Here is a 24,933-nt window from a genome sequence, read left to right as displayed (position 1 = left end):
CCGGCGCCTGCTCGCCGGGTCGATCGCCCTGCCCCTCCGCAACCCGACCTTCGCCGCGCTGCTCGGCGCCTTCCACGTCGTGCTGCTGCGCAGCAACCAGTTCGGCCGCCGGGCCGGCGGCGCGGCCGGGGACGGCGAGCTCGGGTTTGCCGACCTGCTGCTCGGCCTCGTGCGCGACCCGTTCTCGCTGTTCCTCGTCCTGTCGCTGGCCGGCGCGCTCGTCGGCTTCGCCAAGCCGCCCCCGGCGATCCGGGCCGGCTGGCTCCGCCTCGCCGTGCGGGCCCTGATGGGCCTGGCCCACGCGGCCGCCCAGGTCGCCACCGTCGCCGCCGTGTCGCTCCTCGCCATCGACGTCGTCGACCTCGTCACCGACCAGGAGTCGTCCCCCCTCGCCGCCGTCGTCGCCTTCGTCGTCGGCGGCGTGGCCGGCGGCGCCGTGTTCGGCGCCTACCTCGCGCTCGCCAACCTGCCGGCCAGAGGCAGCCACGGCAACGAGGCGTTCTCGGCCATGCGCAGGACCAGGTACAAGAACTTCCTGCGCCTGCACGTCCGACCCGACGGCGGCCTGACCGTCTACGCCATCGGCGTCGACAAGGTCTGCAAGCGGTGGCGCTTCGCCCCCGACGCCGATCGGACCGCCAGCTGGCTCACCCCCGAGCCCGGCGCCGAGCCGCAGCCCCACGTGATCGACCGCGTCGACGTCCCCCCTCGAGGCGCCGCCCCACCCCCCGGCCCCGCCCGCTGAGCCTCACGCCCCCGGGGCGGCGATGCCGAACGCCTCGAGGCACCCGGCGATCGGGTGGTGCCGCCACGTCGCCAGGTACGCCTCCCGCGAGACGAACGAGCGGGTCAGCATGCGGTCGACGTAGAGCATCCCGTCGAGGTGGTCGACCTCGTGCTGGACCACCCGCGCCGGCCAGCCCGACAGCTCCAGCGTCACCGGCTCGCCGCCGACGTCGACGGCCGAGAGCCGGACCCGCCGCCACCGGGGGACGATCGCCGCGTACCCCTGGACGCTCAGGCAGGCCTCGAACCAGTGGGCCACCTCGGTGCCGACCGGCTCGTACACGGGGTTCACGAGGACGCGGAGGTCGAATGGCGCCCGCTCCTGCTCGGCGAGGAGCGACGGCGGCAGGTCCGTGTGGTACTCGGCGCGGTCCTCGATCACCGCCAGCCGCTCGGGCCTCGCCACCTGGTTGGCGGCCAGGCCGACCCCGGGCGCCGCTCGCAGGGTCTCGACCATGTCGGCGACGAGCGGCCCCAGCGAGCCGAGGTCGTCCCGGGCGACTGGCGGCGCCGCCACCCGGAGCAGCGGGTGGCCGGCCTGGACGATCTCCATGCCGACCAGCATGCCGCCTCAGTCGGCGGCGACCGTCCTCGGGTGGCGGCGGCGGTCGACGAGGCGCCAGGCCAGCGCCAGCGCGAAGGCGATCGGCACGAACGGGAGCAGGGCGCCGATGACCACCAGGGTCCCCGCCGTGGTCGCCTGGAGCGCCCGCCAGCCCTTCCTCAGCCCGCCGACGAACCCGCCCTCGTCCTCCTCGGCGGGCGCCGCCTGGCCGGGACCGTCGATCGAGACGCTGATCGTCGACAGCTGCACCTGGTCGTCGAGCACGGCGAGGCGGCCCTCGAGCGACTCCAGCTCGGCCTCCCGGCGGGACAGCTCGCCCTCCAGGCTGGCGATGTCGGTCACGGTGGCCGCCCGGTCGAGGAAGCCGCGCAGGCGCTCGACGCTCGTCCTCGCGGTCGCGATCCGGCCCTCGAGGTCGACGACCTGCTCGCTCACGTCCTCGGCCGACGCCGACTGCTCGACGACCTCGCCCAGGTCGCTCACCTCCACCAACGTCTCGGCGTAGCGGGGTGCCGGGACGCGCAGCACGAGGTCGGCCGACGGCTCCTCGCCCGCCGAGCGCCGGTCGTCGGCCGCGAACCCGCCGGCCGTCTCGGCGATGGCGACCGCCCGGTCGGCGGTCCGGTGCACGTCCTCGGCCTCCAGGCGGACCTGGGCGGTGAAGACGAGCGACCGCTCGAGGCTGATCGGCTGCCCCTCGGGCAGGGCGACCGCGTCCCCGCCGGTGCCGCCGCCCTCCACGGACTCGCCGCCGCCCTCGTCGAGCGCGGCCGCGTCCCCGCCACTCGCCGCGGTCCCGTCCTCGTCCTCGTCGCCGGCCGAGCACCCCGCGACGACGAGGCCTCCGCCGAGCACGACCGCCAGCAGGCACCACAGGAGTCGTCGGGTCATGCCGGTGTGACGTCCGTCCGGTCCGTGCCGGTTCCCGCCGCCCGTTACGGGTCGGTGACGCCCTCCGGCGGCGGCGGCCGGTTCCTGTCACACCCCCTGCCTACGATCGGCCCGTGGTCGCGATGCCGCTCGAGCTCCCCTTCGCCGGGCCGGCCGGCGCGGTCGGCGGGTTCCACCCGGCCGTCGGCACCTGGTTCGCGCGGCGCTTCCCCCAGGGGCCCACCCCGCCCCAGGAGCAGGGGTGGCCGCTGATCAGGTCGGGGGTCGACACGCTGATCGCCGCGCCCACCGGCTCGGGCAAGACCCTGGCCGGGTTCCTCGTCGCCATCGACGCGCTGTACCGGGCGCACGACGCGGGCGAGCCCGTCGCCGACCGGGCACGCGTCGTGTACGTCTCGCCGCTGAAAGCGCTCGCCGTGGACATCGCCGAGAACCTGGAGCGGCCCCTGGCCGAGATCGCCGCGGTGGCGGCGGAGCTCGGCGTCCGCCCGGCCCCGATCCGGGTGGCCGTGCGCACGGGCGACACCACGAGCGCCGAGCGGGCGTCGATGCTCCGGCGGCCGCCGAGCTTCGTCGTCACCACCCCGGAGTCGCTCTACCTGCTCGTCACCAGCGGCCGGGGCCGGGAGGCGCTGCGCACCGTTGAGACCGTGATCGTGGACGAGATCCACGCCGTCGCGAGGGACAAGCGGGGATCGCACCTGGCGCTCACCCTCGAGCGGCTGGAGGCGCTGTGCGACCGCCGGCCCGTGCGGGTCGGGCTGTCGGCCACCCAGCGGCCGATCGAGACGGTCGGCCGGCTCCTCGTCGGCGCCCGCCCCCTGCCGGCGGTGGTGGACGTCGGCCACCAGCGCCGCCTCGACCTCGGCCTCGAGCTGCCGGACGGCGAGCTGGAGGCGGTGGCGTCGGCCGAGCAGATGGCGGACATGGTCGACCGCATCGCCGCGCTGGTCGGCGGCCACCGGACGACGCTGGTGTTCGTCAACACCCGCCGGCTGGCCGAGCGGCTGGCCCACCAGCTGGGCGAGCGGCTCGGGGACGACGTGGTCGCCGCGCACCACGGCAGCCTGTCGAAGGAGCGCCGGCACCGGGTCGAGACCCGGCTGCGGGCCGGCGAGCTGAAGGCGCTGGTGGCCACGGCCTCCCTCGAGCTCGGCATCGACATCGGGCCGGTCGAGCTCGTGTGCCAGGTCGGCTCGCCCCGCAGCATCGCCACGTTCCTCCAGCGGGTCGGGCGTTCCAACCACAGCCGGTCGGGCACCCCGAGGGGCCGCCTGTTCCCGACGACGAGGGACGAGCTGGTCGAGTGCACGGCGCTGCTGCTCGCCGTGCGGTCGGGCGAGCTCGACGCCATCGTGCCGTCGCTCGTGCCGCTCGACATCGCCGCCCAGCAGATCGTCGCCGAGGTGGCGGCCAAGGAGTGGACCACCGACGGGCTGTTCGACCTCGTCCGCCGGGCGGCCCCGTACACCGGGCTGACGAGGGAACGCTTCGACGAGCTGGTCGCCCTCGTGGCCGACGGGATCGAGACCGGCCGGGGCCGGCGGGGCGCCTACCTGCACCACGACGCCGTCAACGGCGAGCTCCGCAGCCGCAAGGGCGCCCGGCTGGCGGCGGTGATGTCCGGCGGCGCCATCCCCGAGACCGGCGACTACCGGGTGGTGGCCGAGCCCGACGACACGTTCATCGGCACCGTCAACGAGGACTGGGCCGTCGAGTCCACGGCGGGCGACATCTTCCTGCTCGGCACCCACTCCTGGCAGATCCGCCGGGTGGAGGCCGGGGTCGTCCGGGTGCGGGACGCGGGCGACACGCCGCCGACGATCCCGTTCTGGCTCGGCGAGGCCCCGGCCAGGACGGCCGAGCTGTCTGCCCAGGTGTCGGCGCTGCGCCGCCGGGTCGACACGCACCTGGCCGCCGGCGACCCGGACGGGGCGAGGGCGTGGCTCGCCGAGGCGGCCGGCATCGACGGGGCGGCGGCCACGATGATCGTCGACTACCTGGCCGTCGGCCGGGCCGCCCTCGGCGCCATGCCCACCCAGGAGTGCCTGGTCCTCGAGCGGTTCTTCGACGACACCGGCGGCATGCAGCTGGTCGTCCACTCGCCGTTCGGGGGCAGGGTCAACCGCGCCCTCGGGCTGGCGCTGCGCAAGAAGTTCTGCCGCACGTTCAACTTCGAGCTCCAGGCGGCGGCCACGGACGACGCCGTCGTCCTCTCGCTCGGCCCGCACCACAGCTTCCCGCTCGACGAGGTGCCCCGGTACGTGTCGAGCCGGACGGTGCGCGACACGCTCGAGCACGCCATCCTCGACTCGCCGATGTTCCAGGCCCGGTGGCGGTGGAACCTCAACCGGGCGCTCCTCGTCCTCCGCTACCGCAACGGCCGCCGCAACCCGCCGCCCATCCAGCGCATGGAGTCCGACGACCTGCTGGCGGCCGTGTTCCCCCAGGCGGCCGCCTGCCAGGAGAACGTCACCGGGCCGATCGACATCCCCGACCACCTCCTCGTCCGCCAGACCATCGACGACACGCTCCACGAGGCCCTCGACGCCGACGGGCTGGAGGACCTGCTGCGCCGGATCGAGGCCGGCGAGGTGCGGGTCCACTGCGTCGACACCACCGAGCCGTCCGTCCTCGCCCACGAGATCGTCACCGCCCGCCCCTACGCCTTCCTCGACGACGAGGAGTTCCAGAACCGGCGCACGAACGCCGTCCGCCTCCGGCGGGGCCTCGCCGTCGACCTGGCGTCGATCGGCGCGCTCGACCCCGAGGCCGTCGAGCGGGTGCACGCCGAGATCGACCCCGTGCCCACGTCGGCGGACGACCTCCACGACCTCCTCTGCTCGGTCGTCGTCCTGCGGCCCCGCCTCGGCTGGCGCGAGCTGTGGTCCCAGCTGGCCGCCCGGGGCCGGGTGCAGGCCGTCGAGGGCCTGTGGTGCGCCACCGAGGCGGTGGAGGACGCCCACCGGGCGCTGGCCGGGGACGAGGCCGCCGTCGCCAAGGTCGTTCGCGGGCACCTGGAGCTGAGCGGGGTCACCACGGCCGAGCGGCTGGCCGAGGCGACCGCGCTGCCCGTCCGCCGGGTCGCGGCCGGGCTGGCCGCCCTCCAGCACGAGGGGTTCGCCCTCCAGGGCCGCTACACGGACGGCGCCGACGGGCCCCAGTGGGTGGCGCGCCGCCTGCTGGCCCGCATGCACGCCTACTCCCGGCGGTCGAGGCGGGAGGGCGTCGAGGCCGTCACCGCGCAGGACTTCATGCGCTTCCTGCTCCGGTGGCAGCACGTCGCCCCCGGCACCCAGCTGGCCGGCGACGCCGGGCTGGTCACCGCGCTCGAGCAGCTCCAGGGCTGGGAGGCGGCCGCGGCGGCGTGGGAGGCCGAGCTGTTCGCCCGCCGCGTGCGCCACTACGAGCCGGCCTGGCTGGACCGGCGGTGCCACGACGGGGACGTCGCCTGGCTGCGGCTCACCCCGAGGACGGGCGACGACGCCGCCGCCCCGCCCGCGGCGCCGAGCAAGGCGACGCCGATCTCGGTGGTCTTCCGCGGCGACCTGCCCTGGCTGCTCGCCGCCGCCCACGCCGGGGGCGAGCCGCGGTGGCCCAGCGTCGGCGCGACGGCCGAGGTCGTGGAGGTGTTGCGGGAGCGGGGCGCCTGCTTCGCCGGCGACCTCGCCGCCGCCACCCGCCGCCTGCCCGACGACGTCGAGCGGGGCCTGTGGGACGGCGTGGCCCGCGGCCTCGTGATGTCCGACGGGTTCGCCCCGATCCGGGCCAGGGTGGCCGGCAACCGGGCGCCGGCCCGCCCCCGCCGCATGTCCCGGCTGGGCCGGGTGGCGGCCGGCACGGGGGCGTCGCCGGGGCGCTGGTCGCTGGTGCCGCCGGCCGGCGCCGACCTGGACCGCGACGAGCTGGCCGAGGCGGTCGCCGAGCAGCTGCTGAACCGGTGGGGGGTCGTGTTCCGCGACCTCGCCGTCCGCGACTCGCTGCGCCTGCCGTGGCGCGAGCTGCAGTGGGCGCTGCGCCGGCTGGAGGACCGGGGCCTCGTCCGGGGCGGGCGCTTCGTCGGCGGGTTCTCCGGCGAGCAGTACGCGCTGCCGGCGGCCGCCGAGCAGCTGGCCCACGTGCGCAAGGTGCCGAGGACGGGGGAGCGGGTCGCCGTCAACGCCACCGACCCGCTCAACCTCGTCGGCCTCGTGGTCCCCGGCGACACCGTCCCCGCCGTGCGCACCAACCAGGTCGTCTACGTGGACGGCGTGGCCGAGGAGGTCGCCGCCGACCGCCGCTGACCGCCGGGGCGCCGGGGGCGCGCTGACCCGCCGCACCTCGGGCGCGTATGATGCGACCGGCACTCGAAGAACACCGGCGGTCACGCTCGGCGCGGGGTGCGTGAGGCGAGGATGCTGCAGGGGGAGCGCCGGCTCGGCGCTCTGCACTCGTCGCCCGGCTCCCGCCCGACGCCCTCGGCCGGCCGGGTGGGGAGGGGGAGCGGGGATGCGGGGATGGCTCGGCAAGGTCGTGGCGGTGCTCGGCGTGCTGGCGCTGCTGGCGGTGGCGGGCTGCGGTGACGACGGGGGTGGCGGCGACGACGCGAACGGCGACGGCACCACCAGCCTCGTGATCGCGGCGACGGGAGCGGACTCGATCCCGTTCATGGCCATCCTCCAGGTCGCCATCGACAAGGGCTGGTACGAGGAGGAGGGCCTCGACGTGTCCCTCTTCTCGGGTGGTGGCGGCGGCGACACCCTCCGCATCGCCACGAGCGGCGAGGCCGACATGGCCATCGCCGGCAACACCGCGGTCGTGCTGGCCGCCCAGCAGCCGGACTCGAACCTGACCGTGGTCGCGCCGTGGTTCCAGGTGAACGACATCTCGTTCATCACGCCCGACGCCGACGCCACCCTGGACGGCGCCGTGCTGGCGTTCTCCCGGGCCGGGTCGACGAGCGAGCTGACCATCCAGGCCATCGCCAACGAGCACCCCGACCTCGGGATCACCGGCCAGCAGGTCGGCCAGCCGGCCGACTCGTGGGTGGCCGCCGAGTCGGGCCAGGTCACCGCGGCGTGGGCGCTGCACCCGTTCATCACCGAGAAGGTGGAGGCGGGCGGGACCGTGCTGGTCGACGCCAGGGACGAGATCGGCGACTTCCCGATGAACCTGGTCGCCGTCAACAGCGACTACGCCGAGGACCACGCCGACGAGCTGCGCACGTTCTTCGAGGTGACCGACCGGGCCTTCGACTACGTCGTCGACGACACCGAGGACGCCGCCGCCGACATCGCCGAGGTGATGGGGCTCGACGCCGGCCTCGTCCAGCGCGGGCTCGAGGAGACCCCCGAGCTCGACCAGGCGTACTCGCTGACGGTCGTGCCCGACGCGCTGGCCAACCTGTCGGACCTGATGGTGTCGACCGGGCAGATCGACGAGCCGATCGACTGGAGCGAGCTGCTCGACCAGCAGTACCTGCCCGACGACGCCCGGGCCGACCTCTGACCCGGCCGGCCGGCGCGCGAGAGGGCGCGGCTGCAGTGCCGGCGACCGAGGCCCGCAGGCCCGGCGCAGCCGCCGTCGCGGTCGCCGGCCGCGCACGGCACGGACCGGCTGCAGTGACCCAGGTCAACCGGGCCGGCGGCGAGCGGGACGGCGCGGCTGCGGTGGCGGCGACCGAGGTCCGCGGGGCCGGCAGCCCAGCCGCCGTCGTCGGCGGCGCGAGGCACGACGGCGCGGCTGCGGTGGCGGCGAACCCGGCGCGCGGGACCGGTAGCCCAGCGGCAACCGGCGGGGAACGGAAGGCGCGGCTGCGGTGAAGGCGATCGAGATCGACGACGTGGGCGTGCGCTTCACCGGCGCCGGCGGAGCGACGGTCCAGGCGCTCGACGGCGTGTCCGGGACGGTGCCGGTCGGCGGCTTCGTCTCGATCGTCGGCCCGAGCGGGTGCGGCAAGTCCACCCTGCTCGACGTCGTCGCCGGCCTGCGCCGCCCGACCACCGGCCGGGCCCTGGTCGGCGACCGGGTGGTGACCGCGCCCAGTCGCGACGTCGGCGTCGTGTTCCAGGAGGACTCGACCCTGCCCTGGAAGACGGTCGCCGGCAACGTGGCCTTCGCGCTGAAGGCGGCGGGCTGGCCGAAGGCGCAGCGGGCGGCGCGGATCGCCGAGATGGTCCGCCTCGTCGGCCTCCAGGGCTTCGAGGACGCCTACCCGGCGACCCTGTCGGGCGGCATGCGCCAGCGGGTCGCCATCGCCAGGACCCTGGCCCTCGCCCCGTCGGTGCTGCTCATGGACGAGCCGTTCGGGGCCCTCGACCCCCAGACCCGGCTCATGGTCGGCACCGAGGTGCGCCGGCTGTGGCAGGCGACCGGCACCACCGTGCTGTTCGTCACCCACGACATCAACGAGGCGCTGCTCCTCTCCGAGCAGGTGTGGGTGATGGCCTTCCGACCCGGCCGGGTGATCGACGTGATCGACGTCGACCTCGACGACCGGCGCGACGCCGCCATCGCCTCCACCCCCGCCTTCGCCGCCCTCGCCGCCCGGGTGTGGGAGCGCCTGCGGGCCGAGTCCGTCCGCGGCTTCCTCGCCTCGACGGCCGGCCCGGCATGACCGCCGGGGCCGGGGCCGGGGGCGGCGCCGGGGCCGGGGCCGGCGCCGGCACGGGCGCGGCGGCCGGCGGAGGGGCCGGCGCCGCGGTCGACCCCGCCGACGGCCCGGCCCGCCCCCAGGCCACCGACGCGACCGAAAGCGAGGCCCGTCCCGGCCCGCCGCCGGCCGCGGACGCCGTCGCCCTCACGCCGACCACCCGCCGGGGGCGGCGGCCGGGGTGGGCGGTCGAGGCCGGCGGCCTCCTCGCCTGCCTCGTCCTCGCCACCCTGGCGTGGGACGCGTACGCCCGGTCCACCGGCAACGTGCCCGACGCCGGCGCCGTCTTCGAGCGGGCCCGCCTCGTGGTGCAGGAGGGCGACCTCGGCGCCGACCTCCTGCCCACCGCCCGAGCCGTCGTCGTCGCCCTGCTCGGCGGGGCCGTCGTGGGGTGCGCGGTCGGCGCCGCGCTCTGGCGCTGGCCCCGGCTGGGCCTCGCCGCCGAGCCGTTCCTCGTGGCCGGGATGTCGGTGCCGCTCGTGCTGTTCTATCCGGCCCTGTTCGTCGTCCTCGGCATCAACGAGCGGCCGATCATGATCCTGGCCGGCGTGATGGCGTCGATCCCGTGCGCGCTCAGCACCTGGGTCGGCCTCGGCTCGGTGCCCGCCGTGCAGCTGAAGCTGGCCGACACCCTGGGGCTGTCCCGGGCCGCCCGCCTGGTCCGCGTGGCCGCCCCGTCGGCCGCGCCCCACATCGTCGCCGGGCTGCGCCTCGCCGCGGTGTACGTCGTCGTCGGCGTCATCGCCATGGAGTTCGTCGCCGCGCCGTCGGGCCTCGGCTTCCGCATCCGCTACCTGTACGAGATCTTCGACGACACCGGCATGTACGCCTACATCGCCATCGTGTTCGTGCTGGCCGTCGCCATGGCCGGCGTGCTGGCGGCGCTCGAGCTGCTCGTCGCCGCCCATCGGGCCCGGCCGAGGGGGGTGGCCGAGCCGCCGCCCGACGCGCCCCGCCCCGGCGCCCGCGGCCTGGCCGCCATCGCCGCCGTGCTGGTCGCCGCGTGGTGGGTGGTCGGCGCCGTCAACCTCGTCGTCCCCACCCCGCCGGCCACCGCGGCCGCCCTCGTCCGGCTGTTCGGCGACGCCGAGTTCCGCACCAACCTGACCGCCACGGCCGGCAAGGTCGTCGTCGCCGCGCTGCTGGGCACCGCCCTCGGCGCCGCCGCCGGGTTCGCCCTCGGCCGGGTGACCCTCCTCCGCCGGCTGCTCCAGGCCTACCTCGACGCGCTCAACGCCGTGCCGAAGCTCGTCCTCTACCCCGCCCTCGTCGGCATCCTCGGCTTCGGCCCGGACGCCCAGGTGGCGATGGGCGCCCTGTTCGCCTTCTTCCCGGTGATGATCAACGTGTCGGTCGGCGCCCAGGCCGTGCCGCCCGTGCTCGACGACCTGGCCAGGACCCTGGAGCTCGGGCGGGCCCGGCGCCTCGCCACCGTCGTCGTCCCCGCCATCCGCCGCCCGCTGGTGGTCGGCTGCCGGCTGGGGACCAGCCTGGCCGTGATCGGGGTGGTGGTGTCGGAGATCGTCGCCACCCGCTCGGGCCTCGGCCGCGTCGTCATGCGCACCTACGGCCAGGGCCAGTACGAGGAGATGATGGCCGTGATCCTGGTGATGGTCGCCCTCGCCTCGCTCCTCGCCCTCGGCCTGCGGGCCCTCGAGCGCCGGATCCACTAGGCCGGCGTCCCCGAATCGGGGCCGCCCATCGGGGGCAGGCTCGGCCGGGTGAGGGAACGGGCCCGTCGCCGGTGGAGGGCGCGGGCCGTCCTGTTCGGCCTGGCCGGGGCGGCGCTCGGCCTGTGGGTCGGGGCCCGCCAGCCGGTCGAGATCGGTCCGTTCGACGCGACGCTCTGGCTGCGGCCGTCGATCGAGGGCGACACCCTCGTCCGGCTCGGCCCCCTCGGGACCATCCGGGTCGACACCCACGACGCGCCGGTCGCCGTCGAGGCGAGGATCGACGAGCTCCGGGTGGCCGAGGCCGAGCGCATCGCCTCGAACCCGTCGGTGCTCGGCACCATCGAGGAGGAGCTGGCCGGCGACGCCCGCGACGCCGTCCGGTCGCTGGCGCTGCGCTCGGCCCTGGCCGCCCTGGTCGGCGGCATCGTGGGCGGCGCCGTCGCCGCCTTCCACTGGCGGGCCGTGGCCACCGGCCTGGTCGTGGCCGGGCTGGCCGCCGGCGGGGTCGGCGGCGCCACCGCGGCGACGTGGCGACCGGAGGCGCTGGCCGAGCCCGAGTACACCGGCCTGCTCGGCGTGGCCCCGAGGGCGGTCGGCGACGCCCAGGTGCTGATCGACCGGTTCGGCGAGTACCGGGCCCAGCTGGCCGAGCTGGTCGACAACCTCGCCACCGTCTACCAGGCCGCCCAGGGGCTGCCGACGTTCCGGCCGGGCGACGAGGCCATCCGCGTCCTCCACGTCAGCGACATCCACCTCAACCCGCAGGCCTTCGACCTGGCCGAGCGCCTGATCGACTCCTTCGCCGTCGACGTGGTCGTCGACACCGGCGACCTCACCGACTGGGGCACGCCGCCGGAGAACCGGTTCATCGACCGCATCGGCGCCCTCGACATCCCCTACGTCTACGTGCGGGGCAACCACGACTCGGCCGTGACCCAGGCGGCGGTGGCGTCCCAGCCCAACGCCGTCGTCCTCGACGGCGGGAGCGAGGTCGTCGCCGGCGTGCGGTTCTGGGGGATCGGCGACCCCCGGTACACGCCCGACAAGTCGGCGCCGGACGGCCCCGAGGCCGAGGCGGCGGCCGCCGCCGCCTTCGCCGACGAGGTCGAGGCCGCCGTCGCCGCCGAGCCCGAGCCGCCCGACGTCGTCCTCGTGCACGACGCCAGGGTGGCCACCGGGCTCGGCTCGCTCGTGCCCCTCGTCCTCAGCGGGCACACCCACGCGGCCCGCCAGTCGAGCATCGGCGAGGCCGTCCTCCTCGTGCAGGGGTCGACGGGCGGCGCCGGCCTGCGCGGCCTCCAGGGCGACGAGCCCGAGCCGCTGACGGCTTCGGTGCTCTACCTCGACCCCGACACCCTCGACGTCCTCGCCTACGACGCGGTGACGGTCGCCGGCCTCGGCGGGAGCGGCGCCCGCATCGAGCGCCACGTCCTCGCCGAACCGGCGACCGCCACCGACGGGCCGTCGTCCCGCCCCTGACGACCCTCCCGTCCCGGGCCGGGTCAGGCGGCGACGAGCTCGCGCTCCGGCTCGCGGTCGGTCCCCGGCGCGTCCTGCGGCCCGCCCTCGAGGTCGAGGTGGGGGAGGATCCGGTCGAGCCAGCGGGGGAGCCACCAGTTGGCCCGGCCCACGAGGCTCATCGTCGCCGGGACGAGGACCATGCGGACGAGCGTGGCGTCGAGGAGCACGGCGACGGAGAGGCCGACCCCGAACAGCTTGCCGTTGGGGTCGTCGCTCAGGACGAAGGCGCCGAACACGCTGATCATGATCAGCGCCGCCGACGAGATGACCCGGGCGGTGGACGAGAGGCCTCGCACCACGGACCCGTGGTTGTCGCCCGACGCCACGTACTCCTCACGGATGCGGGTGAGGAGGAACACCTCGTAGTCCATCGACAGCCCGAAGAGGATGGCGAACATCATGAGCGGCAGGAACGGGTTGATCGGCATGGTGCTCTCGAGCCCGATCAGCTCGTTGCCCCACCCCCACTGGAACACGGCGACGAGCACGCCGTAGGCCGCGGCGATCGACAGCAGGTTCATCACGGCGGCCTTCAGGGGCACGAGCACCGAGCGGAACACGATCATCAGCAGGACGAACGACATCGCCACGATGGCGGCGATGAACACGGGGAGCCGGCTCGTGATGCGGTCGGTGAGGTCGGTGACCATGGCCTGGCCGGTCAGCGAGACGGTCGCCCCGGTGCCGTCGACCGCGGCGGGCAGCACGTCGGACCGGAGGTGGTGGACGAGGTCGTCGGTGCGCTCGTCCTGCGGCGCCGTGGTCGGGTTGGCCGTGAGGACGGCGGTGTCGCCGGCCGGGTTGAGCACCGGCGCCGTCACCGCGGCGACCCCGGGGTCGGCCCGGAGGGCGTCGTGGACCCGGTCGACGGCGGCCAGGTCGGCCGGCCCGGTGACCTCGACCACGACCTGGATGGGCCCGTTGAACCCGGCGCCGAAGCCCTCGGCCAGCTGGTCGTAGGCCGTGCGCTGGGTGGTGTGCCGGGCGGCGTTGCCGTCGTCGGGCGTGCCGATCCGCATGCCGAGGGCCGGGACGGCGATGGCGCACAGGGCGGCGAGGCTCAGGATCGCGTAGCGGACGGGGTGGCTCCCGACGTGGTGGGCCCAGCGGCCGGAGAACGTCTCGCCCGCCGGCTTGGCGACCCGGCGCCGGCGGTGGATCGACAGCCGGTCGATCCTCGTGCCGGCCAGGCCGAGCAGGCCGGGGAGCAGGGTGACGGCGGCCGCCATGGCCACGGAGACGACCAGCGCCACCGACACGCCCATGGAGCTGATGGCCGGGAGGCCGGCGAGGAACAGGCCGAGGATGGCGACGACCACGGTGGTGCCGGCGAACAGCACGGCCTGCCCGGCGGTGGCGTTGGCCGTGCCCGCCGCGTCGGCCACGCTCATGCCGTCGTGCAGGTGCTGGCGGTGCCGGGTGACGATGAACAGCGCGTAGTCGATGCCGACGCCGAGGCCGATCATCATGCACAGGATCAGGGAGAACTCGGGGACGTCCATGACGGCGGACAGCACCCCGACGCCGGCGGCGCCGACGAAGATGCCGAGCAGGGCGGTGACGATCGGGAGCCCCATGGCGACGACCGAGCCGAAGGCCACGAGGAGGACGACGACGGCCACGCCGACGCCGATCAGCTCGCTGCTGGGGTCGTCCTGGGCGAGCTGGGCGAGGGCGCCGGTCAGCTCGACCTGCACGCCGCCGGCGCCGGCCCGCTCGGCCACCGCCGTGGCGTCGTCGAGCTGGGCGGCGGTCAGCTTGTCCACCGCGTAGGCGACGTCCACGTACGCCGTGCGGCCGTCGGCGCTCACGGCGGCGGCCTCCGGCGCGAACGGGTCGGTGACGCCGGCGACGGCCCGGCCGCCGGCCAGCTGCCGGCGGGCCAGGGCGACGGTGGCGGCGGGGCCGGGGTCGTCGAGGCGACCCTCGTCGGCGTGGAGGACGAGGCGGGCGGACTGGCCGCCCCGGCTCGGGAACCGGTCGTTCAGGACGTCGGCCGCGTGCTGCGACTCGACGCCGGGCACGCGGAAGCTGTCGTCGAACTCGCCGCCGGCGGCGCCCTGCAGCGCCACGATGGCGACGGCGGCCACCAGCCAGAGGCCCAGGACCCGCAAGGGGTGCCGGGCGCTGCTGCGGCCGAGGCGGTAGAGAAGTGCGCTCACGGGATCCTCCTGCGTCTCGCCCCGCGCTCTGCGGGACGGGAGCACCATCCCTGGCCGCGCTGACACGGGGCCGCGCCGGCGCTGAGGCCGGCCGGCTCAGGAGGCGGCCGGCACCTCGTCGGCCAGCCGGCCGCGGTCGAAGGCGGCGTCGAACGCCGTGCGTCCGAGCGCCGCCACCGCCGCCGCCCTGGCCCGGTCGAGATCCGCCCGCTGGAACGGGGGCACCTCGGCGCCGGCGTCGGCGCGGAGGCGGGCCGCCCGCCCGAGCAGGGTCGCCGCCCGGGCCGGCTCGTCGCCCTCGGCGGCGACGGCGGCGAGCACGGTGCAGCACGCGGCCGCCGCGGCGCGGCCCTCGTTGCGGGGGTCGATGCGGTTGCGGAACCGGCGGGGGTCCCCGGCGCGGTGGACCTCGAGCGCCTCCTCGGCCGCGGCGCGGGCCGCCTCGTCGCGGCCGTGGCGCCGGTGCAGGACGGCCATCCCGGTGAGGGCGAGGAACACGACCGGCGCGTTCCCGATCCGCCGGGCGCCGTCGAGCGCCCGCCCGTAGGCCTCCCCGGCCCCGGCGACGTCGCCCACGTGCAGGCGCACCCATCCGAGGCGGGCGAGCAGCGAGCCGGTGAACCCCCGGAGGCCGCACGACTCGTTGGTGGCGATCGCCTCCTCCAACGCCCTGGCGGCGGCCGCGTGGTCGCCGGCCCGCTCGTCGAAGTCGGCCACCACGTCGAGGGTCATCGACCGCATCACCGGTCGGTCGAGCCGGGAGAACCCGTCGGCCGCGGCCCGGTAGTGGCGCTCGGCCTCGGCGAGGTCGCCGTCGAGGATGGCCAGCTTCGCCCGCGAGTACGAGCGGGCCGCGATCGCGAACGGCTCCTCCGGCGAGCGCCCGTAGAAGTCGAGCACGACCAGCCGACGGCGGCGGGCCTCGGCGAGGTCGCCCCGCACGGCGGCCTGCTCGGCGTAGAAGGAGTGGGCCAGCGCCATCGACTCGACGTCCCCGTGGCGGCCGAAGACCTCGAGCGCCGCCTCCAGGTCCGCGTCGGTGTGCTCCGGTGCGCCGGCCAGGAAGTCGAGCAGCCCGCGGCCGGTGAGCGCGAGCGCCACCGTCCGCTCGTCGGCCGGGCCGCCGCAGGCGAAGGCGTCGTCGAGCCAGCGCTTGCCGTCGATCACCCGGCCGGCCAGCCAGTGGGGCCAGCTGGCGCCGCCGGCGATGGTCAGCGCCGTCTCGGCGTCGTCCCCGGCGACGGCCCAGTCGAGCGCCGCCCTGAGGTTGTCGTGCTCCTCGTCCATCGCCGTCAGCCAGGCCCGCTGCCGGTCGCCCGTGAAGGCGGCGGCGCTCTCCGCGCACAGGCGGGCGAAGTGCCGGGCCATGGCGTCGCGGACGCGGGCGGCGTCGCCCCGTTCGGTGAGCCGCTCCCTGCCGTACTCGGCGAGGGTCTGGAGCTGGGTGAACCGCAGCCCGTCGCCGGCCGGCACGGCGAGGACCAGCGACTTGTCGACAAGGGCGTGGACGTGGTCGGCGACGTCGGCCTCGGCGATGTCCCCGTCGGCGCAGACCGCCTCGGCCGTGGCCAGGTCGCAGCCGCCGGGGAACACCGACAGCCGCTCGAACACCCGCCGCTCGTCGTCGAAGAGCAGGTCGTAGCTCCAGTCGACCACGGCCCGGAGGGTCTGCTGGCGGGGGAGGGCGGTGCGGGACCCGCCCGTCAGCAGCCGGAACCGGTCGTCCAGGCGGGCGGCGATCCGGGCGATCGGGAACGCCCTGGCCCGGGCGGCGGCCAGCTCGATGGCGAGCGGCAGGCCGTCGAGGCGGGCGCAGACGCCGGCGATGACGGCGGCCTGCTCCGGCGTCGGCTCGAGCGGCGCCCCCGCCGCCCTGGCTCGGGTGACGAAGAGGCGCACGGCGTCGTCGGCGGCGAGCGGCGGCACCGGCCAGATCGTCTCGCCGCCGACGCGCAGCCCCTCGCGGCTGGTGGCGAGGACGCGCAGGCTCGGGCAGCGCCGCAACAGCTCCTCGGCCACCTCGGCCGCCGTGTCGATCACGTGCTCGCAGTTGTCCAGCACGACGAGCAGCTCCCGGTCGCCGATCAGCTCGGCCAGGCGCCGGGGGTCGGGCAGCTCGAGCGCGGCGGCGACGGCGGCCCGGACGCCACCGGGGTCGCCCACCGGCGCCAGCTCGACCACGCAGCCCTCGACGCCCAGGTCGCCGGCCGCGGCCCTGGCCACCTCCAGCGCCAGCCGGGTCTTGCCCACCCCTCCCGGCCCGACGAGGGTGACGAAGCGGTGGTCGGCGACCAGCGCGACGAGGGCCCGCCGCTCGGCGTCGCGGCCGATCAGCGGCGTGAGCGCCTCGGGGATGGGCGGGCGGCGACCGGGCCGCGCCGCCGGAGCGGCGCTCGGGCCGGGGCCGGCCGGCGGGGCGTCGAGCGACCGGTCCTGGGCGAGGATCGCCGCCTCGAGCGCCCGCAGCTCGTGGCCCGGCTCCAGGCCCAGGTCGTCGGCGAGGATCCGGCGGCCCTCCTGGAACGCCGCCAGGGCGTCCGCCTGCCGGCCGCCGCGGTACAGGGCCAGCATCAGCAGCCAGCGGAGGCGCTCGCGGAGCGGATGGGCGGCGACGAGCGCCTCCAGCTGGACGACGGCGCCGTGGTGCCGGCCGCACCGGAGCTCGAGGTCGAGCCGCTCCTCGACGGCGGCGAGGCGCAGCTCGGACAACCTCGTGACGGCCGCGGCCGCGAAGTCCTCGTAGGCGAAGTCGGCCAGGGGCTCGCCCCGCCACAGGGAGTCCGCCTCGGCCAGGAGGGCGACGGCCCGGCCCGGGTCGCCGTCGGCGGCCGCCGCCCGGCCGGCGGCGACGAGCGCCTCGTACCGGTGCACGTCGACGGCGTCGGCCGGCAGCTCCAGCGCGTAGCCCCCGCTCCGCATGGCGACGGCGTCGGCCGAGCCCAGGGTGCGCCGCAGCCGGGAGGCCAGCCCCTGGAGCCCGTTGCGCACCGCGCCCGGCGGGTGCTCGCCCCAGAGGGCCTCGACGAGCTGGTCGGTCGGGACCACCCGGCCGGCGTGCAGGGCGAGCACGGCGAGGAGGGCGCGCAGCTTGGCCCCCGTCACGACGACGTCCCGACCGTCGTCGTCGCGCACCTCGAGCTCACCCAGCAACCCGACGCGCACCGGGCGACCGTAGCCCCGGCCGGGCCCGACCTCTCAGTCCGGCGTCAGCCGGGCGTCAGCCGCAGGGCGCACCCTCGGGCCATGACGCCAACGATCCCCGCCGCGCCGGCGCCTCGTCCTCCCGCGACGAGCGCCGTCGAGCACGCCGTGCTCGCCCTCGCCGCGGTCGAGCGGGGCGACGGAGCGGCGGCGCGCCACCACGCCGGCCGGGCCCGGCGGGAGGCCCGCCCCGCCACCCGCCGCGACCGCCAGCGCGGTGCCGGCCTCGCCCTCGAGCACGCCGCCGAGTTCCCCGGCGACGCCGACCTCCTCGCTCACGTCGCCGGGTGACGGGCCTCCCCTGCGCCGGTCCCCGGCGGGACCGGGCGCGAGCGCCACACGACGCCGAGGGCGAGGTCGCCGGTGGCGCTCGGCTCCACCCGGTCGACGGCGAAGCCCTCGCGCTCGTAGAAGGCGCCGGCCCGCTCGTTGGCCGCGAAGTGCTCGACGTACAGCCGGTCGGCGTCGGCCGGCAGCTGCCCGGTGAGCGCGTCGAGCAGCCGCGGGCCGAGCCGGCGGTCGCGATGCCCGGGGTGGACGTAGAGCTTGTAGACGACGTGGTCGTCACCCCGGCGCCCGCGCTGGCCGACGCCGACCACCTCCCCGCCGGCCTCGGCCACCACGACGAGCCCGGCGGCGACCGCCGCCCCGATCTGCTCCTCGTTCCACCACCGGGCGACCTGCTCGTCCGCGGCGGCGGCCCCGATCAGCGGCGCGTAGTGGGCCCGGACGTGCGCCTCCCCGAAGCCACAGATGGCCCGGACGTCGTCCGGCGCGGCGTCCCGCACCACCGTCTCGTCGCCCGACGCCATCGCCGCCTCCCTCGTCGCCCACACCGGACCGGCCGAGTCTCCACCGTCCTGCTGGGATGATGGGCCGGTGACGCCGTCGACGTGGCCGCGGGCGGTGCGCCGGGCCGTCGCCGTCGAGCTCCGGCAGTGCCGAGCCGAGCTCGACCGGCTCCGCGGGCGGGCCGGCGTCCGGGTGCCCGTCGTCGTCGCCGTCGTCGCGTCCGTCCTCGCCGTGGCCTGGGGCAATGGCACCGTCGTCGCCGGGCGCCGCCTGGGCCACGACGACGCCGTCACCCTGGTCGCCGTGCCGGCGCTGGCGGCCGCCGGCCTCGCCGCCCTCCGGTGGGCGGGGTGGACCTGGCGCGACCTCGGGCTCGACTGGCCGTCGGCCGAGCCGCCTCGGGCGCAGCCGCTCGCCTGGCTGGTGGCGGCGACGGCCGTGGCCGTGGGCGGGGCGGTCGTCGGCCTGGTCGCCGGACCGGGCGACACCCGCCTCGCCGTGGTGCGGCTGGTCCTTGGCACGGCGGCCGGCGAGGAGGTCGTCCACCGCAGCGTGCTCCTCGCCCTGTGGGCGGCGACCCCGGTCGGCGGGCGCGCCGTCGTGGCCGCCAACGTGGTCACGTTCGGCGCCTGGCACGCCGCCGCCGCCACCCACGCCGACGGGCTCCGGTGGTGGGAGGTGGCCGTCCCGGCGGGCACGGCGGTGCTGCTGCTGTGGGCCCGGCTGCGCTTCCGCAGCGTGCTCGCGCCCGTCGCCTTCCACGCCGGCGGCAACCTGCCCGGCCTGGTGGCCTCCGGGTCGTGAAGCGCCGCCTCGTCCGCCTCGTGCAGAAGTACCTGGTGAACCCGCCCGTCCGCCTCGCGCTGCGGCTCGGCGTCCTCCCGCCCACCCACGCGCTGCTCGAGACGACCGGTCGCCGCTCGGGCCGGCCCCGCCAGAACCCCGTGGGCAACGGCCTGGCCGCCGACGGGTCGACGTTCTGGATCGTCGCCGAGCACGGCCGCGCCGCCGCCTACGTCCGCAACATCGAGGCCGACCCGCACGTCCGCGTCCGCGTCGGCCGCACCTGGCGGACCGGCGTCGCCCACCTCCTGCCCGACGACGACCCCCACCGCCGCCTCCGCTCGATCGGCCACCCGGTCAACGCCGCCATGGTCCGGGCCATGGGCACCGACCTGCTGTCGGTCAGGATCGACCTCGACCCGCCCGGCGACGCCGGCCCGCCCGGCTGAGCGCGAGGGCCGCGTCCGCGCCCCCTCCCCGGGTCAGCCAGGGCGCTCGGGCGCCGGCCGGCTCGCTCCCCACCCGGCGAGGCGGCGGAGCGCGTCCTGCGAGGGCGACCCGGGCTCGGCGGCGTAGACGACGAGCGTGAGCCCGACGTCGGCGACGAGGTCGAGCGCTTCGTAGCCCAGGTTCAGGTCGCCGACGAGGGGGTGGTGGAACCGCTGCTCGCCGGTGGCGTAGAGGCGGACGTCGTGGGTCGCCCAGCGGGCCCGGAAGTCGTCGCTCCGCACCGACAGCCGGCCGACGAGCTCGGTCAGCTCGCGGCCGTAGGGGTCGCGCCCGGCCTCGGCCCGGAGGCTGCCGACGGCGGCGTCGGCGATCCCGTCCCAGCCCCGGTAGAAGGCGCGCGAGCGCGGGTCGAGGAACACGAAGCGGGCCAGGTTCACGGGGCGCTCCGGGTCGGCGAACGCCTCCGAGTACAGCGCGTCGCCCAGACGGTTGGCCGACAGGACGTCGAGCCGGCCGTTGCGCACGAACGCCGCCGCGTCGGTGACGGCGTCGAGGACCCGCTGGACGCCCGGGCGCACCTGGGCCGGCGGTCGCCGCCGCCGGGTCGGGCGCTGCTTGGCCGCGTGCACCAGGTCGGCGAGGTGCGTGCGCTCGACGTCGTCGAGCTGGAGGGCCCGGCCGATGGCGTCGAGGACGTCGTCGGAGACGCCGCCCACGGCGCCCCGCTCGAGCTGGGTGTAGTACTCGACGCTGATCCCGGCGAGCATCGCCACCTCGTCCCGGCGGAGCCCCTTCACCCGGCGCCGGCCGCCGTAGGCCCGGAGCCCCGCCTGTGCCGGGGTGATCCGGGCGCGGCGGGTGGTGAGGAACTCCCTGACCCCGTTCCCGGCCACGTTCGCCACGGTAGGGAGGCCTACCCAGCGGAAGGAGGGGCTGCCGGCACCCCCACCAGCGTCGCCTCCCTCGCCGCCCGGCGCCGCGCCATCCTCGGGACGGCCACCACCGAAGGGAACCGACCATGCGCGGAGCGGTGCTCCACAGCCCCGGCGACATCCGGCTCGAGACGAGGGACGACCCGACCATCGAGGAGCCGACCGACGCCATCGTCCGGCTCTCGGCGACCTGCGTCTGCGGGTCCGACCTGTGGCCCTACCGCGGCGTCGAGGCCGTCGACGGCGCCGTGCCGATGGGCCACGAGTACGTCGGCATCGTCGAGGCGGTCGGCCCCGACGTCCACACGATCGAGCCCGGCCAGTTCGTCGTCGGCTCGTTCTTCGCGTCGGACAACACCTGCGCGATCTGCCGGGCCGGCTACCAGAGCTCCTGCGTCCACCGCCGGCCCATGGGCGCCATCGGCACGCAGGCGGAGCTGGCCCGCGTCCCGCTGGCCGACGGCACGCTCGTCGCCACTCCCGAGGTGCCGCCGGCCGAGCTGGTCCCGAGCTTCCTCGCCGCCTCCGACGTCCTCGGCACCGGCTGGTTCGCCGCCGTCGCCGCCGAGGCCGGCCCCGGTAGGACCGTCGCCGTCGTCGGCGACGGCGCCGTCGGGCTCCTCGGCGTCCTCGCCGCCCGCGAGCTCGGGGCCGAGCGCATCATCGCCATGAGCCGCCACGAGCCCCGCCAGCGGCTGGCCCGGGACTTCGGCGCCACCGACGTCGTCGAGGAGCGGGGCGACGACGGCGTCGCCCGGATCAGGGACCTCACCGACGGGCTCGGCGCCCACTCCGTGATCGAGGCGGTCGGCACCCAGGAGTCCATGCTCCAGGCCATCCGGGCCACCCGTCCGGGCGGGCACGTCGGCTTCGTCGGCGTCGCCCACGACGTGCACCTGCCCGGCGACGAGCTGTTCTTCTCCCACGTGCACCTGCACGGCGGCCCGGCTCCGGTGCGCCGGTTCCTCCCGGACCTGATCGACCGGGTCTCGACCGGCCGGATCGACCCGGGCAGGGTCTTCGACCTCACCCTGCCGCTGGCGGAGGTCGCCGAGGGCTACCGGGCCATGGACGAGCGCCGGGCCGTCAAGACGCTGCTGACGGTCTGACCGCCTTCTGCACGAGGGCCCGGATGGAGGCCTCGCTGGCGGCGGTCAGCTCCTTCAGCGCGAAGGACGTGGGCCACATGGGGCCGTCGTCGAGGTGGGCGGCGTCATTGAACCCCAACGTCGCGTACCTCGCCTTGAACTTGTCGGCGCTCTGGAAGAAGCAGACGACCTTGCCGTCCCTGGCGTAGGCCGGCATCCCGTACCAGAGCTTCGGCTCGAGGACCGGCGCGCTCTCCTTGACGATGGCGTGGAGCCGCTCGGCCATGGCCCGATCCGGCTCGGGCATCTCGGCGATCTTGGCGACGACGGCCGCCTCGGCGTCCGCCTTGCCGGCGCGGCGGGTCTCCTCCTTCAGCTCCTTCGCCCGCTCCTTCATGGCGGCCCGTTCCTCGGCCGTGAAGCCGGACGACGCCTTCTTTTTGGTGGTGCTCGTCGCGGCCTTCTTCCCGGTGGCCATCGTCATCGGTCCTGGAGCAGGCCGAGGACGTTGCCGTCCGGGTCGGTGACGGTGGCGACGAGGCGACCGCCGCCGACGTCGTGGGCCGGCTCCTCGATCCTGGCGCCGGCGGCGGTGACGGCGGCGAGCGTCGCCTCGATGTCCGTGACGTGCCAGAACGCCACCGGCGAGGTCATCTCGCGCGGCCCACCGCGGGGCACCAGCCCGATGTGCTGGCCGTCGACGTCGAAGCCCACGTAGTACGGGCCGTCCGCCTGGGGGGGCACGCCGAGCAGGGCGGTGTAGACGGCCTTGGCCGTCGTGAGGTCGGCGACGGGATGGAGGACGGTCCTGATGCCGAGGGTCGTGGAGGTGGTCATCGGTCGCTCCTGGGTGCCGGTGCGGCGGTCGGGGACACAAGTGATAGTACTACTCTCGAATCGAGAGTACTAGTCTCATGTTGTGGCGACGCAGGCGAGGACCCGCCTGGCCCGGGCCGCGGTGGTCGAGGCCGCCAGGGCGCTGTTCACCGAGCGCGGCTACGGCGCGACGACCGTCGAGGCCATCAGCGCCCGCTCGGACGTCCCGCCGGCGACCGTGTACCGGCTGTTCTCGTCCAAGCGCGGGATCCTCAAGGCCCTCCTCGACGTCTCGATCGCCGGCGACGACGAGGCCGTGCCACTGGCCGACCGCCCTCCCGTCCGGTCGCTCCTCGCCGACCCCGACCCGAGGAACAGGGTGGCGGGCTTCGTCGCCGTCGCCGCCCAGGTGAACTCGAGGACGGCGCCCATCTACCGCATCCTCGTGAGCGCGGCAGCCTCCGACCCCGATGCCGCGACGGTGCTCGACGACCTGACCCGCGAGCGCCAACAGGGCCAGGGCCGGCTGGCCCGTTCGTTGGCCCGCGCCGGCGCGCTGCGGCCCGGCCTGCGCGAGCGCGACGCCGGCGACATCGTCCACGCCCTGATGTCGCCCGAGGTGTACGGGCTCCTCGTCGTCGACCGGGGCTGGCCCCCGGAGCGCTACGAGCGGTGGCTCACCGACACCCTCGTCGACCAGCTCCTCGCCCCGCCCGGCGCATAGCCGGGACCGGACGGGCGTCGGCGCCGTCAGCCCGGGGTGGCGAAGACGACGAGGTTGTCGACGTAGTGGCCGGTGGACGCGTCGAACTCGCCGTCGCAGGTGATCAGGCGCAGCTCCGGGCCGGGGGTGAGGCCGTACACGTCGAAGGTCGGGAAGGCGTCCTTCGGGAAGCGCTCCAGCCGCTGGACCACGAACCGGGCCGTGCCCCCGCCGTCGAGGTCGACCTCGACGACGTCACCGGGCACGACCTCGCGCAGGCGGTAGAACGCGGCGGGGCCGGCCGTGGAGTCGACGTGGGCGACGATGACGGCGGGGCCCCGCTCACCCGGTTGCGGCCCCCGTTCCCACCAGCCGGCGTCCTGCCAGTCGGGCACCTCCAGCGTGCCGTCAGGGTTCTTCCCGAGGTCGACCACCGGGGCGTCGACCCCGATCCGGGGGATCCTGACCCGGGCGGGCGTGCCGCTCGCCATCCCGTCGGCCTCGGCCGTCGCCGGCGGGGCGGTGGTGGGCGTGGCGGCCGGCGACGTCACGCTGGTGGACGACGGCGCCGGGGCCGACGTGGACGACGAGGCGGGGGACCGGGTCGAGGCCCGGTCCCCGGTCTCGTCGTTCCCGGCGCACGCCGTGAGCACCACGGCGACCGCGAGGCCGGTGGCGCGGAACCGCATCGTGCGGGACGCCGGTGTGGAGTGCGTGGTGGTCAGGCGGCCCGGCGTCGCAGGGCGATGCCACCGGCGGCAGCGAGGACGGCGCCACCGGCGCCCAGGGCGATCACCGTGCCGTCGGACCCCGAGCCCGAGCCCGAGCCGTGCGTCGCGTGGTCGTGGGCGGCCATGGCGCCGCCGCCCGTCTGCACGCCGCCGGTCGGCATGGCGACGAGCTCGCCGCAGTCGGCCGGATCGGTGGCCTCGGCCGGGAGCGACGGGTCGAGGTCGCTCACGCGGTCGCCGTCGTAGGCGCCGCTGCCGTCGAAGTCCACGCCGTGCTGGACGACGTGGAGGGCGTCGATGTTGTCGGCCACCTCGGCGGGCACCTCGAACGTGCGGCTGTAGGCCAGGTTGCCGTTGGCGTCGGCGACCGGCATCCGGTCCACGGCCAGGGCGTCGGCGTCGGGGGCCATGCCCCCCTCGGTGGTCAGCGACACGAGGATGGGGCCGTACCGGACGGCGCCCTCGGTGGTCGTGACGATGCCGTCGCCGTCGGCGTCCTCGGCCGCGGTGGGGCAGCTGTTGTCGCCGCCGACCACGCCGTGGATGTGCTGGGCGTGCGGCGACTCGCCGGGCGTGAAGCCGCTGCCCTCGATCTTCACGGTCATCTCCGTGCCGTTCACGGTCACGGTCACCGTCGCCTGGGCGCCGGACCCGTTCTGCTCGGTGAGGTCGGCCTGGAGCTGCTGGCCGGCTTCCTGGGCGGACGCTGCGGGGGCGAGGGCGAGGCCGAGGCCGACGGCCGCAGCAGTGCCGAAGAGGACGCGCTTCATGAGGGTGCAACTCCGATTCGTCGTGGGACTGGTGCTCCGCCCTCGTGCCTGCGCCGCCCAGCGCCGCCCCCGCGCCGCGCCTGTCCTGCCCATCGGGCGCTGGGCCAACGCGATTTCTCCCATCCGACCCGATGTCCCGACGATCACCTCGACCCGCGGGTCGCCATTTCGCACCAAACGCTGCCCGGACGCCGCGCCAGCCCGTCGGCGCGCCCCGTCTCGCAGGCGACGAGGCAGGCACACCGCGGCCTGACCAGCCGGCCGTCGCCCCCCGCCCGAGCGGCTCGGGCGGCTGATCGGACACCGGCCGAGCGCGCGCCGACGGCCCTCGGGCGGTGATGCGGACGAGCTCGGCGACCCACGGCGACGCCAGCGTTGCCGACCACCGCCAGCCCGTCGCAGCGCGGCGCGGACACGGCGGTCGAGGGTGGCCCGGTG

At 76.3% G+C, this 24,933-nt stretch carries 21 protein-coding genes; 11 read left to right on the top strand and 10 right to left on the bottom strand.

Features of this window, described 5'->3' with window-relative positions; all coding sequences use genetic code 11:
• Positions 1-745 (top strand): hypothetical protein (locus tag VGB14_13025; protein ID HEX9993844.1); only part of this gene is annotated, 745 nt, incomplete at its 5' end.
• Positions 746-748: 3 nt separating this feature from the next.
• Here VGB14_13025 and VGB14_13020 read toward each other — a convergent pair.
• A complete protein-coding gene (locus VGB14_13020; GenBank protein ID HEX9993843.1) occupies positions 749-1,339 on the bottom strand; it encodes a peptide deformylase in 591 nt (196 codons plus the stop codon).
• A gap of 18 nt (positions 1,340-1,357) precedes the next feature.
• Complete coding sequence (locus VGB14_13015) at positions 1,358-2,242, bottom strand: DUF4349 domain-containing protein (GenBank protein ID HEX9993842.1); 885 nt, start codon at positions 2,240-2,242, stop codon at positions 1,358-1,360.
• A 122-nt stretch (positions 2,243-2,364) separates the two neighbouring features.
• On the opposite strand from VGB14_13015, the gene VGB14_13010 reads away from it, so the two are divergent.
• From VGB14_13010 to VGB14_12990, 5 genes are all read left to right on the top strand, one after another.
• Positions 2,365-6,525, top strand: a complete 4,161-nt coding sequence (locus tag VGB14_13010) for a DEAD/DEAH box helicase (GenBank protein ID HEX9993841.1) — start codon at positions 2,365-2,367, stop codon at positions 6,523-6,525.
• Between the two features lie 205 nt (positions 6,526-6,730).
• Positions 6,731-7,729, top strand: a complete 999-nt coding sequence (locus tag VGB14_13005; GenBank protein HEX9993840.1) for an ABC transporter substrate-binding protein — start codon at positions 6,731-6,733, stop codon at positions 7,727-7,729.
• Between the two features lie 310 nt (positions 7,730-8,039).
• On the top strand, positions 8,040-8,837 hold the full coding sequence (locus VGB14_13000; protein ID HEX9993839.1) for an ABC transporter ATP-binding protein: 798 nt from the start codon (positions 8,040-8,042) through the stop codon (positions 8,835-8,837).
• Positions 8,834-10,546, top strand: a complete 1,713-nt coding sequence (locus VGB14_12995; protein ID HEX9993838.1) for an ABC transporter permease subunit — start codon at positions 8,834-8,836, stop codon at positions 10,544-10,546. The genes VGB14_13000 and VGB14_12995 overlap by 4 nt, the downstream gene beginning before the upstream one ends.
• A 48-nt stretch (positions 10,547-10,594) precedes the next feature.
• Positions 10,595-12,025 carry a metallophosphoesterase gene (locus VGB14_12990; GenBank protein HEX9993837.1) on the top strand — a complete coding sequence of 477 codons (1,431 nt, stop codon included), beginning with the start codon at positions 10,595-10,597 and terminating at the stop codon, positions 12,023-12,025.
• A 23-nt stretch (positions 12,026-12,048) separates the two neighbouring features.
• On the opposite strand, the gene VGB14_12985 is transcribed toward VGB14_12990, so the two are convergent.
• Both VGB14_12985 and VGB14_12980 read right to left on the bottom strand, forming a co-directional pair.
• Positions 12,049-14,229 (bottom strand): MMPL family transporter, encoded by a 2,181-nt coding sequence (locus VGB14_12985; GenBank protein ID HEX9993836.1) that lies wholly within the window; start codon positions 14,227-14,229, stop codon positions 12,049-12,051.
• A 96-nt stretch (positions 14,230-14,325) separates the two neighbouring features.
• Positions 14,326-17,391 (bottom strand): BTAD domain-containing putative transcriptional regulator, encoded by a 3,066-nt coding sequence (locus tag VGB14_12980; protein HEX9993835.1) that lies wholly within the window; start codon positions 17,389-17,391, stop codon positions 14,326-14,328.
• A gap of 81 nt (positions 17,392-17,472) precedes the next feature.
• Between VGB14_12980 and VGB14_12975 the strand changes: the two genes are divergently transcribed.
• Positions 17,473-17,721 carry a hypothetical protein gene (locus tag VGB14_12975; GenBank protein HEX9993834.1) on the top strand — a complete coding sequence of 83 codons (249 nt, stop codon included), beginning with the start codon at positions 17,473-17,475 and terminating at the stop codon, positions 17,719-17,721.
• On the opposite strand, the gene VGB14_12970 is transcribed toward VGB14_12975, so the two are convergent.
• Positions 17,706-18,266, bottom strand: a complete 561-nt coding sequence (locus VGB14_12970) for a GNAT family N-acetyltransferase (GenBank protein HEX9993833.1) — start codon at positions 18,264-18,266, stop codon at positions 17,706-17,708. The two genes, VGB14_12975 and VGB14_12970, sit on opposite strands and share 16 nt — an antisense overlap.
• 43 nt (positions 18,267-18,309) lie before the next feature.
• On the opposite strand from VGB14_12970, the gene VGB14_12965 reads away from it, so the two are divergent.
• Together VGB14_12965 and VGB14_12960 are read left to right on the top strand one after the other, a co-directional pair.
• Positions 18,310-19,026 carry a CPBP family glutamic-type intramembrane protease gene (locus VGB14_12965; GenBank protein HEX9993832.1) on the top strand — a complete coding sequence of 239 codons (717 nt, stop codon included), beginning with the start codon at positions 18,310-18,312 and terminating at the stop codon, positions 19,024-19,026.
• Positions 19,023-19,454: a nitroreductase/quinone reductase family protein gene (locus VGB14_12960; protein HEX9993831.1), complete on the top strand. Its 432-nt coding sequence runs from the start codon at positions 19,023-19,025 to the stop codon at positions 19,452-19,454. Before VGB14_12965 ends, VGB14_12960 begins: the two co-directional genes overlap by 4 nt.
• A 33-nt stretch (positions 19,455-19,487) precedes the next feature.
• Here the strand turns inward: VGB14_12960 and VGB14_12955 are convergent, their stop codons facing one another.
• Positions 19,488-20,348 (bottom strand): helix-turn-helix transcriptional regulator, encoded by an 861-nt coding sequence (locus tag VGB14_12955; GenBank protein ID HEX9993830.1) that lies wholly within the window; start codon positions 20,346-20,348, stop codon positions 19,488-19,490.
• Positions 20,349-20,473: 125 nt separating this feature from the next.
• Between VGB14_12955 and VGB14_12950 the strand changes: the two genes are divergently transcribed.
• The gene (locus VGB14_12950; GenBank protein HEX9993829.1) at positions 20,474-21,496 is read left to right on the top strand and encodes a zinc-dependent alcohol dehydrogenase family protein; all 1,023 of its coding nucleotides are present in this window, start codon (positions 20,474-20,476) and stop codon (positions 21,494-21,496) included.
• Here the strand turns inward: VGB14_12950 and VGB14_12945 are convergent.
• Both VGB14_12945 and VGB14_12940 read right to left on the bottom strand, forming a co-directional pair.
• Positions 21,474-21,953 (bottom strand): DUF1801 domain-containing protein, encoded by a 480-nt coding sequence (locus VGB14_12945; GenBank protein ID HEX9993828.1) that lies wholly within the window; start codon positions 21,951-21,953, stop codon positions 21,474-21,476. The two genes, VGB14_12950 and VGB14_12945, sit on opposite strands and share 23 nt — an antisense overlap.
• A 2-nt stretch (positions 21,954-21,955) precedes the next feature.
• Positions 21,956-22,312 (bottom strand): VOC family protein, encoded by a 357-nt coding sequence (locus VGB14_12940; GenBank protein ID HEX9993827.1) that lies wholly within the window; start codon positions 22,310-22,312, stop codon positions 21,956-21,958.
• Between the two features lie 82 nt (positions 22,313-22,394).
• Here VGB14_12940 and VGB14_12935 point away from each other — a divergent pair, with 82 nt between their 5' ends.
• Positions 22,395-23,015 carry a helix-turn-helix domain-containing protein gene (locus VGB14_12935; protein HEX9993826.1) on the top strand — a complete coding sequence of 207 codons (621 nt, stop codon included), beginning with the start codon at positions 22,395-22,397 and terminating at the stop codon, positions 23,013-23,015.
• Positions 23,016-23,041: 26 nt separating this feature from the next.
• On the opposite strand, the gene VGB14_12930 is transcribed toward VGB14_12935, so the two are convergent.
• Together VGB14_12930 and VGB14_12925 are read right to left on the bottom strand one after the other, a co-directional pair.
• Positions 23,042-23,683 carry a class F sortase gene (locus tag VGB14_12930; GenBank protein ID HEX9993825.1) on the bottom strand — a complete coding sequence of 214 codons (642 nt, stop codon included), beginning with the start codon at positions 23,681-23,683 and terminating at the stop codon, positions 23,042-23,044.
• A gap of 32 nt (positions 23,684-23,715) precedes the next feature.
• Positions 23,716-24,495 (bottom strand): hypothetical protein, encoded by a 780-nt coding sequence (locus tag VGB14_12925; protein HEX9993824.1) that lies wholly within the window; start codon positions 24,493-24,495, stop codon positions 23,716-23,718.
• Between the last annotated feature and the right edge of the window lie 438 nt (positions 24,496-24,933).

The sequence above is a fragment of the Acidimicrobiales bacterium genome (assembly GCA_036399815.1).
In the GTDB taxonomy this organism is placed as follows: domain Bacteria; phylum Actinomycetota; class Acidimicrobiia; order Acidimicrobiales; family DASWMK01; genus DASWMK01.
This window is presented reverse-complemented; position numbering and strand designations above follow the sequence as displayed.